Genomic DNA, 12,966 nt, shown 5'->3' with positions numbered 1-12,966 from the left:
GCACCATCACACCCTAGACCGCCCCCCGGTGCCGCTCGCGACCAAGGTGCGCCCAAGCGCTTCGCGCGTCGTCACAGGTGCGGGCAAGCCTTGCGGAGCAACGGATTTCGGGCGAGGAAACGCCGGACGCATCCTGTTAGGATGACGTTTGCTGACGACGGAGGGCCGGTAGCTCAGTTGGTTAGAGCAGGGGACTCATAATCCCTGGGTCGCGGGTTCGAGTCCTGCCCGGCCTACCCCTTCCGAACATACGAAAAGCGCCGCCAGCCTGCACAGACAGGCCAGCGGCGCTTTCTTTCTCTTCCGGACGTGTGCGGTCGGTTACGGCCCCGTCCCGGTGGCTCCGGGGAATGCGCGTTGAAGTTCCGCGCGCTCGAACCCGTCGAAACCGCCCTTCATGCGCGTGCGGGATTCCTCTTCACTCCCGCTCGTGATTCGGGCATAAAACCCAAGAAGGACATGAAGTCCGTGGCCAGCCCATTCCGCAGTCCGGTGTGGAGGGACGCCACTGCTCCGGCTGGCGGACGCACCGACGCGGTGAGGGGTGCACCCGTCCCGGTTCGCCCTAGAGAACCGCCCTCAGGTCCCGAAGCCCTTCAACCACCACAGGCCCGGCATCCTCGCCCACTGCTCCCGTTGGGCGGCGGAACGTTCCCGTGCACGCTGGTACCAGGCCTGGGCCTCCTCCTCCGGCAGGGGCGGCGGGTCGGGCAGGTAGGCCAGGTGGGCGGTCTGGATCTGTTCCCGGGTCAGTGGACTGGACACCCCGGCCTGGGCCAGGCTCACGGCGGCGGCCACCAGCGCGTAGCCGCTCGGATGGCCGCTCTCGGGGCCCTGTCACGTTCCCACTCCGCGACGCGGGTCCACCGGGAGCGGCGACGGCCGGTCGCGACCGGCCGTCGCCTTCGCCCCGGACGAGGGTCAGTCGTCTCCGACCAGCCCCCGCACGAAGGCGCGGTAGTCGCGCAGGGTCACGCGCAGGGCCTCGGTGTCCCCGTCCGCGTCCTCCAGTGCGGTGCGCAGGGCCTCGCGGCGCGCCTCGATCTCCGCGATCACGGCGTCCGCCACCTCCGAGGCCAGGGCGTCCGCCGCGCGCACCGAACCCGGCGGGTCGTCCACGAACGCGCCCTGGGCCTCGTCCCAGCGTTCACGTACCTCGCCTGGGACCAGGCCACGGGGGTGCGGCCGCCAGCTCCGGGAGGGGTCGGGGGTCTTCCGGGGGCTGCCCTGCCGGGGCACTCTGACCTCGGCGGGCTCGGGGGTTTCCGACTGTTCCGTCGGAGCGGGGGGCTCCACGGGTCCGGGGTCGATCCGCTTCGCACCCGGACGGTGCCTGGGCCGTACTGGGCGATCCGCCATGTGTACCTCCCTCGTGTGCTTACTCCACCTGTGCGGTGCGGGTGGTCTCGGTGCCGAGCAGGGCCTCCACGAGGCCCCGGTAGGCGATCAGGGCCTCGCGCAGGTTCTCGGTGGCCGCCTGGTCGGCCTCCGCGAGGTGCCCGGCGGCCCCGGCGGCGCGGTACCGGGCGACCGCCCCGGGGTGGTCCACGGACAGGTCCCGGGCCCGCCGCTCGAAGCTCGCGTCGTCGTGGACGCCGTCCTCCGCGACGGGACCGTCGGGGTATCCGAGGTCCCGCATGATGGTGTCGGTGAGTCTTCGGGCTCCCCGGACCGCTCCGACCGGGTCGTCGACGAACCCCTTCTGCACGTCGGTCCAGGCACGCGCGTAGTCCGAGCGTTCCTCCTCGGTGGGTGCGCGCAGATCCGTGCCCCGGCGCTGGCGCAGCCGTCCGGAGAGGTCCTGTTCGGCCCCCTCCCTGCCGCCGTACGCCTCCAGGGCCTGCTCGTACTCCGGGCCGAACCGCTCCCTGAGCCGCCGCGTGCGCAGGGCGGGGAGGACCGCCAGCCACGCGATGATCGCGGCTCCTCCGATGACGATGACCACGGCCGCGACGATGATGACGATCGTTCCGGTCTCCACGGGGGGTACCTCCTGACGAGCCTGTGCCCCCGGGTACCGGGCGCGAAACGCCACGTTCCGTGTTGGGGACGACTGGGGCCGCTCACGGCAGGTCCGGAACCCGATTGGTCCGATACGCCCTAGACTGGCCGCCGGTCGGAGGGGCACCGTGGCCCACGTCTCGGCAACCACCGCGCCGCGGGGACCGTCGAACACGTGTGGTGAATGGACGGAACCGGTGAGGAAGGCGTGCGGTGGACGGGGGGAGAACGGCGGTGTACGGCACGGACCGGCCCGCCACAGTCTGGGACCATGTCCTGAGGGTGGTCTCCGTCGGCACCGTGGCCGTCCTGCTGCTGGTCGCCTTCAACGCCAGCGTCTCCCGCGACGTCGCCATGCGGCCCGCCGAGGACCGTGACGAGTCCGGCGCGCTCCCGCTCTCCGAAGTCCTCGACGAGACCGGTGTCTCCCAGGACGGCACCGTGGGCTCCGCCGACCTCGACGGCGCGGGCAACAGCCTCTCCGCGCGCACCCTGGCGGCGGCGGGCTGGAACCCCGGGGAGGAGGTGGTCCTCCTGGACACGCCGCTCGCACTCCCCGCCTACGGCCCGGGCCGCCCCGACCACGTGACCGCCGACGGCCAGTCCGTGGCCCTGTCGGCCGAACCCGCCCGGTGGGACTCCCTCACCTTCCTGGCCACCGGCACCCGCACCGACGGCACCGGCGCCGACGTCCGGGGCGAGGGCCGCGTCGTCTACACGGACGGCACCACCCAGGACTTCCCGCTCTCCGTCCCCGACTGGGCGGCCGGTCCGGCCGGGGACTCCGCCCTGTCCCTGCCCTACGCCAACTCGGCCACGGGATTCGGGCAGGGCGCCATCGGGTCCGTCCGCCTCTACGCCCGCTCGGTACCGCTCGACCAGGGACGCGAGGTCGACCACGTCGTCCTGCCCACCGTCGCCGACGACGACGCCAGCCTGCACGTGTTCTCCCTGGGCGGGCGGGCCGCGCAGGCCTGGACCGGCACCTGGGCGCGGGCCGTCTCCGGGTACGCGTCGGTCGGCCCCTGGGAGGACCAGACGCTGCGGATGACCGTCCGCACGACCACCGGCGGACACCAGGCGCGCCTCCGGTTCGACAACACCTTCGCCTCCCGCCCGGTCGCTCTCGGGGCGGTCTCGGTCTCGTTGCGCGGCGAGGGCGCGGCCACCCACGGGGCGCCGGTCCCGCTGACCTTCGACGGGGCGCCCGGCGCGGTCATCCCCGCTGGGGGGAGACTGGTCACCGACCCCGTCGACATCCTCCTGCCACCGCAGACCGAACTCCTGGTCAGCGTCCACCTGCCCGAGCGGGTGACCGCCGCCCCCATCCACTACGCGTCGGTCGACACCAACTACACGAGCGTCCCCGGCAGCGGCGACCAGACCCTGGACCGCACGGGGGAACCCTTCACCGGCCTGGTGGAGCAGTGGCCCTTCCTCACGGGCGTCGAGGTGATGGACGGGCCCGGAGCTGTGGTGACCTACGGCGACTCCATCACCGACGGCCTGCGCTCCACCCGGGACGGACACGCGCGCTGGCCGGACGTGCTGAGCGCACGGCTGCACCGGAGTGAGGACCTGCCGAACCTGGGCGTTCTCAACCTCGGGGTGGCGGGCAACCGGATCACCTCGGACGGCTACCCGGGCGAGGGCGTGTCCACCTACGCCAGCGGTGTGAGCATGCTGCACCGGGCCCAGCGGGACGTGTTCGCGCAGAACGGAGTGGAGGCCCTGGTGCTCTTCGCCGGGATCAACGACCTGCGCTGGGGCGCCACCCCGGACGTGGTGGTCGCCGGGCTCGGACGGCTGGCCCTGACCGCCGAGGAGCACGGGGTGCGGGTGTTCGTGGCCACGCTCGCCCCGTGCGCGGGGGGTTCCCGGTGCACTCCGGAGGTGGAGCAGGCGCGCCAGCGGGTCAACGCGCACCTGCGCTCGGAGGCGGGGGACCCGGAATCGGTCTTCACCGGGGTGTGGGACTTCGACGCGGTGCTGCGGGACCCCGATGTCCCGGAGCGGATACGCCCGGAGTTCGACTCCGGCGACCACCTGCACCCCAACGACGCCGGGCTTCGGGCCGTCGCGGAGTCCGTGGACCTGTACGAGCTGGTCGGCGGCTGAGCCGACGCGGTCAGCGCGGACAGCGCAGATGGTGGTGGATCACCAGGTCCACGTACACGCCGCCGAGGTCGCTGAGGCTGAGCCCGGCCTCGGGGTCGTACCAGTGCAGGAGCGAGTCGAAGGTCTCCAGGACGCTGTCGGTGGCCCTGCCGGTGTCCCGTATCCGGAACTGGTCGGCGGTCACCCCGGCCACGATGATCTCGCGGACGTGCTCGCGGTAGGTCCGGTGCAGCGAGCTGATCTCCCGGTGCCGGACGGGGTGGATGGCGCGCAGGGTGGGCAGCAGTTCCTGGCTCAGTGCGATGGCGGAGCGGTGCCGCCAGCCGGAGTTCACGTGTCTGCGGACCAGGCTGGACATGCGTTCGGTGGGGGCGTTCCCGGGCGCGTCCGCGGCCAACTGGCCGTTGACCCGCTCGCGGGTGGCGCGTAAGACCACCGCGTAGGAGAGGTCGAACCGGGTGGGGAAGGCACGTCTGAGGCACGCCGCGTCGGTGCGCGTCTCGGTGGCGATGAGCCGCGTCAGGTCGGACATGGCGATCCCGCGCGAACCGTGCTCGGCGAACAGCCGGGCCGCGCAGTCCAGGACGGGTGCCGTCGTGCGAAGTGCGTTCGGGGGGTGATCGGCCGTCATTCGTCGTTTCTCGTCGGTCGGTGTGCACCGCGGACGTCAGGGGGAGACAAGGATATCCGCGAACGGTCGACACACAGTGTGGAACGGAGGAATTGACCGGAGAAGATGTCATTCAGGGTGCGCGTGGTGTTGATGTTCCCGCCGTCACCGAGTGGGGGAGTCGTCGTTCGTTCCCCCAGGTCGTCCCCTGGGACACGCGAATGGCGCACCGGATATTCCGGTGCCATCCCGGAAGGGGACGGGAATTGTCGCCGTGCCGTTCCGTGCCGCGCGCACCATTGTTCACGGCGGCCCCGGTGCCGTTTCCTGGGCACGGCCCGAAGTCAGGGAAACGAGGTCGTCGACGCGATCGGTGGCGAGCGCGTCCACGCCCATTCCCATGAGTCGGGCCATCTCCGGGAACTCGTTCACGGTCCAGGCCACCACACCGAAACCGTGCCGGTGGAGGTCGGCCACCCGCTCCCGGTCCACCAGGGAGAAGTGCATCCCCAGGAACGTCGGGCGCAGCGTGCGGGCCACCTCCTCCGGCGGCGGTCCGGGCTGTTCCCAGGCGAGCATCATCCGGGCGCCGGGGCTGCGGGCGCGCAGCGCCTGGAGCGTCTCCAACGGCCCGGTGAACAGCGCCAGGTCGCCGAACCCGTGTTCGCGCAGGACGGTGTCGGCGGCCAGCGCCGCCTGTGGAGAGGCCGCGTCGACCAGCAGCGGCGCGGTGTTCCCGCCGCCGAACTCCGCGATGACCTCCATGAGGGTGGGTATCCGGCGCTCCACGTCGTCCCTGGCGGAGGCGAGTTCGGCCAGGGTCAGGTCCGCGACCTGGCGCGGCGGGGAACCCGGGAGGGCCACGACACGTTCGTCCACCAGGACGGGATACCCGTCCGAGGTCAGGTGGACGTCGATCTTGACCAGGTCGGCTCCGGCACGCAGGGCCGAGCGCAGTGCCGGGAGCGTGTTCCCGGGGAATCGTGCGGTGTCTCCGCGTAGTGCGATGGACAACGTCATGGAGTCAAGAGTGGCAAAGACCCCGCGGTTACGTGGTGCAAACAGGAAAAACGCCCACCAAGGCGTCCCGGACCGCAGGCGGGGGGACCGCGCACGGGTCGTTCGCGCCCCGATTGCGAGCGGTCTCACGTCGTGGGGGCACGTCCTGGGTACGGCTACCTGGGAAACTTCGATAAGGGGTGTCGTATCCGAACGGCACCCGCAGGCCAGGCCCCCGAGTGTGAGGCGAACGATGATCCCGGACCAGCGGCGAGAGCACATCCTGAAGCTCCTCCAGGAGCGCCACGTGCTGAGTATCAACGAGCTCACGTCGATGCTGTCCGTGTCCCACATGACCGTGCGTCGCGACATCCAGGCCCTGGAGAACGACGGCAAGGTCCTGTCGGTCACCGGAGGCGTGCGGCTGGCGGCCCGGCTCAAGAGCGAACCCTCCTACCTGGCCAAGGCCCAGCTGGAGGTGCCCGCCAAGCGGGCGATCGCGCGCGCCGCCGCCGAGCTCGTACGCGAGAACTTCACCATCTACCTGGACGCGGGGACGACCACCCTCCAGATGGTGCCGCTGCTCACCGACAAGGTCGGGCTGACCGTCATCACCAGCGACTTCAACGTCGTCGGCCACCTGATGGAGTACCCGGGGATCGAACTGATCCACACCGGTGGCGTGGTGTCGCACTCCGACCACTCCTCCGTCGGACAGTTCACCGCCGACTTCCTGCGGCAGGTCAACGTGGACCTCGCGTTCATCGCGAGCAGCTCCTGGGACGCCGAGCGCGGCTCGACCACGCCCTCCGAGGCCAAGGTGATCGCCAAGCAGGAACTGCTGCGCATCGCCTCCAAGAGCGTCCTGGTGGTGGACAGCACCAAGTACGGGAAGTTCGGCACCTTCCGGGTGGCCCGCCTGGAGGAGTTCGACCTGATCGTCACCGACGACCGCCTGCCGCGTTCGGCGGTGGACGAGCTCGGTGAGCGCGACATCCGGCTCAAGACCGTCCCGAGCGAGTAGCGGCGCGCCCGGCCCCTCCGGGCCGGGCCGACTAGTCCTCGCCGGTGTCGGGGTCGGCGGGCACGAACAGGGCGAGCTCGGTGCCGTCGGGGTCCTGGAAGGCCAGGATGGACCCCTCCTCGGTGTGCACGACCGGGGTGTGCTCCACGTCCAACCGGGTGAAGCGGTCTTCCCAGGCCTCCAGGACGCCGAGGTTGGCGGCGGCCAGCGTGAGGCGGCCCAGACCGCAGCGGCGACTGTCGAAGCGTCCCTTGAAGTTGTCCCGTTGCTGGACGAGGGCGACGGTCAGCCCGTCTGGGAGGGGGAAGACGGTCGGGGGCGGCCCGTCGGTGTGCGCGGGGTGCTCCGGCCTCAGGCCCAGGACGGAGCGGTAGAAGCGCACGCTGACGTCGAGGTCGCGCACGGACAGGGTCACGCGGGCGATCCCGGCGATCGGAGGAGGCGGGGAGGCCTCGCGGCGGAGACTGGCGCGGGGGGACAGCGCCTTGAACAGATCGAGCACGATCGACAAGCCTACGCACACCTCGGGACCGCCGCCCGACGTCTTGACGCGCGCTTAACACCTTGCACGCTGGATACGGCGTCGTCGCAGGTCAGACCCCGGAACTGAGTCCCGTGTCCTTGGTCACGGGCGGTTCGGAGGCAGCTCCGTCCGGGGAGGCGGGACGCTCGTACCACCGGGCGCGCAGCACCAGCGTGGTCACCGCCAACGAGATCACCCCGCCCGCCGTGGCCAGCGCGAACGCGCCCTGGTGCCCGTAGGAGTCGGCGAGCGAGCCGGAGATCATCGAGCCCAGGGCCTGTCCCAGGATCAGGCTGCTCAGGATGATCGACATCGACTGCGAGAGGCGGCTGGGCGGGGCGGCGCGCTCGATCAGGCCGAACAGGCTCACCAGGTGCGGACCGATCGCGATGCCCAGGACGAGGATGGTGATCGCGAGGGTCGCGGGACCGTGCTCCAGGTACAGCGGCAGGGTGAGCAGCGCGAGGCCGCCCGCCGCCACCCGGGTCCGCGCGGTCAGCGTGAAGCCCACCGGCAGCGAGGCCATCATCAGTCCCGCGAGGGCGCTGCTGGAGCCCATCACCGCGTACATCAGCCCGGACAGGTCGCCGTGCCCGGCGTTGTCCGCGAACGCCGTCACACCCGTCGACATCCCGCCGAAGAACAGCCCCTGGCAGAACATCGGCACGGCGAGCAGCAGCAGGGCGGGCCGGGTGATGCGCCCCTCGGCGCCGCGTACGGGTGCCGACCCGGGCGGGGCCGTGGGGTGCAGGGCGAAGACGGTGCCGAACACGCCGATCAGGACGGCCGCGCCGAGCACGCTCGCGGAGGGGGACAGGGTGAGGGTGAGGACACCGACCAGCGCCGGACCCAGGACGAACGAGGCCTCGTCCAGGACCCCCTCCACCGACATCACGGCGGACACCGAGCGCTCGCGCTCCAGCCCGCGGTCGGGGCCCTTGCGGATCAGCACCACCCAGCGGGTGCGGGCCATCGGCCCCACCTGGGGCATGCACAGACCGCCGACGGCCGCCAGCGCGACCAGCGCGGTCAGCGGGGCGTCCGCCGTGACGGCGGCCACCAGGGCGCCGATGAGGGCGGCGTCCACGATCGCCATGACCAGGACGGGGACGCGCTGACCGTGGCGGTCCGCGAAGCGCGCGATGATCGGTCCGCCGATCGCCTCACCGAGCGCGAACGCCCCGGAGACCAGTCCGGCGGCGCCGACGCTGCCGGTGGTGCTGGTGACCAGGGTCAGGAGCCCGATCAGGGTCATGGACACGGGGAGCCGGGCCAGGAAGGTGGCGAGGAGCAGGGGCCAGCCGGCGATCCGGTGCATCCGTCGCAGGGTCTCCAGGGGTGACATTCAGCCTCGTTCTGTCTCGTGGTGCCGCGCCGTCGCCCTCGGCCGCAAACCATCCCATGATAGGTGGATCTCTCCAGGAGGAGGACGAACCCTGACTTTCGTGGGTGCCCCGAGACCGGTACCCCTGTGTAGGTTCACCAGCATGGACTTCGACCCGCGCCGGTTCCCGGCACCCGGACGGCCCACCCGGGGCGCCCTCGCGCGCGACCTCCTGCTGTGGCTCGGGACCTCCCTCGTCCTGCTGGCCGAGGCCTACGCCCTCACGGTCGCCGGGTACGAACCCGCCCTGCCCGTCCTGGTGCTGGTGGCCCTGGCGGGGGTGGTGGTCGTGCTCAGCCGCACCCACCCCCTGCTGGCCCCGTGCGTGGCCGTGTTCGTGTGCACGTGGTCCCAGGCCTTCACGGTCCTCCTGGTGTGCGCGGCCTACCTGGCCGGACGCCGGTCCGCACGGCTCGGGCCCGCGGTGGCGCTCTTCGCGGGCCTCTGCCTGGCCATGGCGGTGCTCGTGCTCAACCACGTGGACGAGACCCCCGGACTGTGGGTCACCGCCGGGTCCACCCTGGTGTTCTGCACCGCGCTGCCCTGGCTGGTGGGCGTCTACCGACGCCAGCACAGGGAACTGGGCCAGGCGGGCTGGGAGCACGCCCGTCAGCTGGAGCTCGAACAGCGGCTCACCGCCGACCGGGCCAGGCTGCGCGAACGCGCCCGGATCGCCCAGGACATGCACGACTCGCTGGGCCACGACCTCAGCCTGATCGCGCTGCGCGCCGGGGCCCTGGAGGTCGCGCCGGACCTGGCCGAGCACCACCGCGAGGAGGTCGCCCGGCTGCGCGCCGGCGCGGTGGAGGCCACCGCCGGACTGCGCGAGATCATCGGCGTCCTGCGCCCCGGCACCGGAGCCGGACCCGCCCCCACCGCCCCGGTCGGCGAGGACGTCCCGGCGCTGGTCGCACGGGCCCGAGACTCGGGGGTGGACGTCACCCTGGTCAGTGCGGGACCACTCGACGCGCTCCCGCCGATGGTGGACCGCGCCGTGCACCGGGTGGTGCAGGAGTCCCTGACCAACGCCACCAAGTACGCGCCCGGCGCCCCCGTCGAGGTGCGGCTGACCGCCGACGACACCCGGGTGGAGGCGTGCGTCACCAACCGCCCACCGGACGAGCCGGGCCAGGAACCGGGCTCCGGCGGCGGGCACGGCCTCACCGGGCTGGGGGAGCGGGTGCGGTTGGCGCGCGGGGCGCTGACCACGGGTCCCCACGAGGGCGGCTGGCGGGTGCGCGCCATCCTTCCGCTGGACGGCGCCGAGGTGGTGGAGGGCGAGGTGATCGACCAGCTCCACAGGGCGGCCCGCAGACGTGTCCAGCCGTGGACCCTGGCCCTGGTGGCCGCCCCCGTGGCCGTGGTCGTCCTCGTGGTCGCCACGGTCTACTACGTCCTCGCCGAGAGCCTCGCGGACAGCACCCTCCCACCGGAGGAGTTCGCGGCGGTCTCCGTGGGCGCGCACCGCGATGACCTTCCCCTCCCGGCCCAGCCGATGCGGATCACGGAGGCGCACCTGGCGGAGTTCGGTTCCGCCGACCCCGCCTGCGAGCAGTACCGAAGCTCGGCGGGGATGTTCGACGACGACGTGGACTTCTACCAGCTGTGCTTCGAGGACGGGGCGCTGGTGACCAAGGAGAGACTGACGAGATGAGCCGTGGGACGCCGCGACCGGGACCGGAGATGGGGAAACTGTGATCAGGGTGCTGCTCGCCGACGACGAGGCGATGATCCGCGCGGGTGTACGGGCGATCCTGCGGAGCGATCCGGGGATCGAGGTCGTCGCGGAGGCCGCCGACGGACGCCGGGCGGTGGAGCTGGTGCTCTCCCACCGCCCCGACGTCGTCCTCCTGGACATCCGCATGCCGCGCATGGACGGGCTCGCGGCCTGCGCCGAGATCCTGCGGGTGGCCCCCGGCACCAGGGTCGTCATCCTGACGACCTTCGGGGAGGACGCCTACATCTCCCAGGCGCTCGGGGACGGCGCCAGCGGGTTCCTGCTCAAGGCGGGGGACCCCCGTGAGCTCATCGCCGGGGTGCACGCGGTCGCGGAAGGCGGCGCCTACCTGTCGCCCCGGGTGGCCCGGCAGGTGATCGAGCGGTTCGGCGGAGGCAGAGCGGCGAAGGAGGCCGCCGCGGCGGCACGCCTGGCCGACCTCACCGACCGCGAGAGGGAGGTGCTCGCCCTGGTCGGCGCGGGCCTGTCCAACGCCGACATCGCGGAACGCCTCTTCCTCGTCGAGGGCACGGTCAAGAGCTACGTGAGCGCCATCCTCAGCCGCCTGGGCATGCGGAACCGGGTCCAGGCGGCCGTCCTCGCCTACGAGGCCGGGCTGGTCGAGGACGCCGCGCGCTGACCTTTTGGGCCGGGGCCCCGGCGGGAAGACTGGTGGCATGAGCTCCGAGGACCGTTTCCACCCCCTGCGGCAGGAGGACGCCGTCCTCCTCGCCGCGTCCTGGCGTCAGCTCGCCGGTGAGGACTGCGAGGCGCGCGCCGTGGGGGACGAACTCCTCGGCCGCTGGAGCGAGGACCACCGCCGCTACCACACCCTCTCCCACCTGTGGAGCACGCTGCGGGCGGTGGACGTGCTCCAGGAGGAGGCCCGCGACGTCGACGCCGTGCGGTACGCGGTCTGGTTCCACGACGCCGTGTACGAGGGCAACCCCGGCCACGACGAGGACCAGAGCGAGGCCCTGGCGCACCGTCTGCTCGCGCTCCTGGGGAAGGACCCGGTGCTGATCTCCGAGGTGGTGCGGCTGGTGGGTGTCACCAGGGACCACCGGCCCGAGCCGGGGGACGCCAACGGCGCGGTGCTCTCCGACGCCGACCTGTCCACCCTGGCCGGGGCTCCGGAGAAGTACCTGGCCTACACCTCGGCGGTCCGCGCCGAGTACTGGCGCTACCCCGACCGGGTGTTCCGGGCCGGACGGCTGCCGGTCCTGCGTTCGCTGCTGGAGAGCCCGCACCTGTTCCACACGGAGTTCGGTCGGGCGCACTGGGAGCCCCGGGCCCGGTCCAACATGCTGGCCGAGGTGGACCGGCTCAGCCGCGAGCTCTCGGAGGAGCCTGCCCCGACCCGCCGCGCTTGGGGCGGCGCAGTCCCGCCGCCCGCAGACGGGTGACCAGTTCACGGCCGCTGACGAGCTCGGCCCCCAGCTCCAGAGCACGCGGGTGCAGGTGCTCGGGGACGTCGTAGTGGTCCCTCTCGAAGGCCCGGGCGGGGACCCCCAGCTCTCGCGCGAAGGAATGCAGTTCCTCGAAGGAGCTGTCGCTCACCAGGTGGGCGAAGCGCCACCCACGGGGGCCCGGCCAGACGGGGCTGTCGATCAGTACACTCACCGGTCAACCCTAGACGCGCGGCCCCGTGCTCTTCACGGCCTGTTCGCTGACCCCCTCCATCTGGATTGCTGTCGACCCCGTCCGAGGGCCACGGAGGAGAGGGCCGAGGAGAGCCCCCGTCATCGCAGGACGTTCACCGGAGCCCCGCAAGCTCGGGGGAGGCCGACTCTCGTTGGTCCCCGCGCCGCTTCTCACCTGTGAGACCCGCGCACGCGGCTCTGGTCGCGCCGGGTCTCCTTCTCCGTGAGACCCGCTTCTCCGTGAGACCCGCTTCTCCGTGAGACCCGCGCACACGGGGATGGGCCGGGGTCCTCACCCACATCGCCCGGATCCACTCGTGAGCCCAGCGGTCGCGGGGATGGACGGCGTGGCGGCCGGACGGGCCCGACGGACCTCGGTGAGCCCCGCACCTGCGGGGGAGGGCTGGCGGGTGCGGGGTTGGCCGTCAGCGGGTCCGGGGGGCGGTGACGACGCGCCAGGGGACCGGGCTCGACAGGATCATGGTGCTGGAGGGGCGGCCGTGCTCCGCGAGCTGGTCGATGACCTCCTCGAAGTGCTCCATGGAACGCACCGCGATGAGCAGCACACAGCAGGCGTCGCCGGTGACCCGGTGCACCTGGAGGATCTCCGGCAGCTCCAGGGAGGACTGCTCGCGCAACAGGCAGTGGGCGCCGAAGCACTCCATACGTACGAGCGCGGTGACCGGGAGACCGGCGGCGGCCGGGTCCACGTGGGCGTGGTAGCCGGTGATCACCCCCCGGTCGGTCAGGCGGCGGACCCGGTCCGCGACGGCGGGCGCGGAGAGGTTCACCCGCCGGGACAGCTCATTGAAGGACAGGCGCCCGTCCCGTTGGAGCTCGTCGAGGATGCGCTGGTCAACGCTGTCCAGTGGGGTTTCCAGTCGTGAGGCCATACTTCACGTTCCCAAGGCTGATGTCGGATTCCTGTTACGAATGCTAGGTCAGTG

At 72.0% G+C, this 12,966-nt stretch carries 14 protein-coding genes and 1 tRNA gene; 6 read left to right on the top strand and 9 right to left on the bottom strand.

Annotated elements, in window-relative coordinates:
- Window positions 1–162 precede the first annotated feature (162 nt).
- Window positions 163–236: transfer RNA gene (locus tag AC0VYL_RS19330), tRNA-Ile, on the top strand.
- A 343-nt stretch (window positions 237–579) separates the two neighbouring features.
- Here the strand turns inward: AC0VYL_RS19330 and AC0VYL_RS19325 are convergent.
- From AC0VYL_RS19325 to AC0VYL_RS19315, 3 genes are all read right to left on the bottom strand, one after another.
- Window positions 580–786 (bottom strand): hypothetical protein, encoded by a 207-nt coding sequence (locus AC0VYL_RS19325; RefSeq protein ID WP_475481056.1) that lies wholly within the window; start codon window positions 784–786, stop codon window positions 580–582.
- 135 nt (window positions 787–921) lie between these two features.
- Complete coding sequence (locus tag AC0VYL_RS19320) at window positions 922–1,359, bottom strand: hypothetical protein (RefSeq protein WP_475481055.1); 438 nt, start codon at window positions 1,357–1,359, stop codon at window positions 922–924.
- Between the two features lie 19 nt (window positions 1,360–1,378).
- Window positions 1,379–1,981, bottom strand: coding sequence for a hypothetical protein (locus AC0VYL_RS19315; protein WP_475454731.1), 603 nt, complete (start codon window positions 1,979–1,981; stop codon window positions 1,379–1,381).
- Between the two features lie 254 nt (window positions 1,982–2,235).
- Between AC0VYL_RS19315 and AC0VYL_RS19310 the strand changes: the two genes are divergently transcribed.
- The gene (locus AC0VYL_RS19310; RefSeq protein WP_475481054.1) at window positions 2,236–4,119 is read left to right on the top strand and encodes a GDSL-type esterase/lipase family protein; all 1,884 of its coding nucleotides are present in this window, start codon (window positions 2,236–2,238) and stop codon (window positions 4,117–4,119) included.
- A 10-nt stretch (window positions 4,120–4,129) separates the two neighbouring features.
- On the opposite strand, the gene AC0VYL_RS19305 is transcribed toward AC0VYL_RS19310, so the two are convergent.
- Together AC0VYL_RS19305 and AC0VYL_RS19300 are read right to left on the bottom strand one after the other, a co-directional pair.
- The gene (locus tag AC0VYL_RS19305; protein ID WP_475454728.1) at window positions 4,130–4,750 is read right to left on the bottom strand and encodes a TetR-type transcription factor C-terminal domain-containing protein; all 621 of its coding nucleotides are present in this window, start codon (window positions 4,748–4,750) and stop codon (window positions 4,130–4,132) included.
- Between the two features lie 282 nt (window positions 4,751–5,032).
- Window positions 5,033–5,749, bottom strand: coding sequence for a glycerophosphodiester phosphodiesterase (locus AC0VYL_RS19300; RefSeq protein ID WP_475454726.1), 717 nt, complete (start codon window positions 5,747–5,749; stop codon window positions 5,033–5,035).
- A 232-nt stretch (window positions 5,750–5,981) separates the two neighbouring features.
- Here AC0VYL_RS19300 and AC0VYL_RS19295 point away from each other — a divergent pair, with 232 nt between their 5' ends.
- Window positions 5,982–6,752, top strand: coding sequence for a DeoR/GlpR family DNA-binding transcription regulator (locus AC0VYL_RS19295; RefSeq protein ID WP_352387749.1), 771 nt, complete (start codon window positions 5,982–5,984; stop codon window positions 6,750–6,752).
- A gap of 31 nt (window positions 6,753–6,783) precedes the next feature.
- Here AC0VYL_RS19295 and AC0VYL_RS19290 read toward each other — a convergent pair whose 3' ends face one another.
- Both AC0VYL_RS19290 and AC0VYL_RS19285 read right to left on the bottom strand, forming a co-directional pair.
- On the bottom strand, window positions 6,784–7,263 hold the full coding sequence (locus AC0VYL_RS19290; protein ID WP_475481053.1) for a VOC family protein: 480 nt from the start codon (window positions 7,261–7,263) through the stop codon (window positions 6,784–6,786).
- Between the two features lie 82 nt (window positions 7,264–7,345).
- Window positions 7,346–8,620 (bottom strand): MFS transporter, encoded by a 1,275-nt coding sequence (locus AC0VYL_RS19285; protein WP_475481052.1) that lies wholly within the window; start codon window positions 8,618–8,620, stop codon window positions 7,346–7,348.
- A gap of 142 nt (window positions 8,621–8,762) precedes the next feature.
- Between AC0VYL_RS19285 and AC0VYL_RS19280 the strand changes: the two genes are divergently transcribed.
- The 3 genes from AC0VYL_RS19280 to AC0VYL_RS19270 are packed head-to-tail and all read left to right on the top strand — an operon-like array spanning window position 8,763 to window position 11,782.
- A complete protein-coding gene (locus AC0VYL_RS19280; RefSeq protein WP_475481051.1) occupies window positions 8,763–10,313 on the top strand; it encodes a sensor histidine kinase in 1,551 nt (516 codons plus the stop codon).
- 40 nt (window positions 10,314–10,353) lie between these two features.
- Window positions 10,354–11,016 (top strand): response regulator transcription factor, encoded by a 663-nt coding sequence (locus AC0VYL_RS19275; RefSeq protein ID WP_475481050.1) that lies wholly within the window; start codon window positions 10,354–10,356, stop codon window positions 11,014–11,016.
- Window positions 11,017–11,053: 37 nt separating this feature from the next.
- A complete protein-coding gene (locus AC0VYL_RS19270; protein WP_475481049.1) occupies window positions 11,054–11,782 on the top strand; it encodes an HD domain-containing protein in 729 nt (242 codons plus the stop codon).
- Here AC0VYL_RS19270 and AC0VYL_RS19265 read toward each other — a convergent pair.
- On the bottom strand, window positions 11,703–11,999 hold the full coding sequence (locus AC0VYL_RS19265; protein WP_475454714.1) for a DUF4031 domain-containing protein: 297 nt from the start codon (window positions 11,997–11,999) through the stop codon (window positions 11,703–11,705). The genes AC0VYL_RS19270 and AC0VYL_RS19265 overlap by 80 nt on opposite strands.
- Window positions 12,000–12,444: 445 nt before the next feature.
- Window positions 12,445–12,912: an Lrp/AsnC family transcriptional regulator gene (locus tag AC0VYL_RS19260; RefSeq protein WP_475481048.1), complete on the bottom strand. Its 468-nt coding sequence runs from the start codon at window positions 12,910–12,912 to the stop codon at window positions 12,445–12,447.
- Window positions 12,913–12,966: the final 54 nt, after the last annotated feature.

The organism is Nocardiopsis sp. iso_238 (assembly GCF_056173325.1).
Note: the sequence above shows the minus strand (reverse complement) of the source record. Positions and strands in the feature narration are given on the sequence as shown.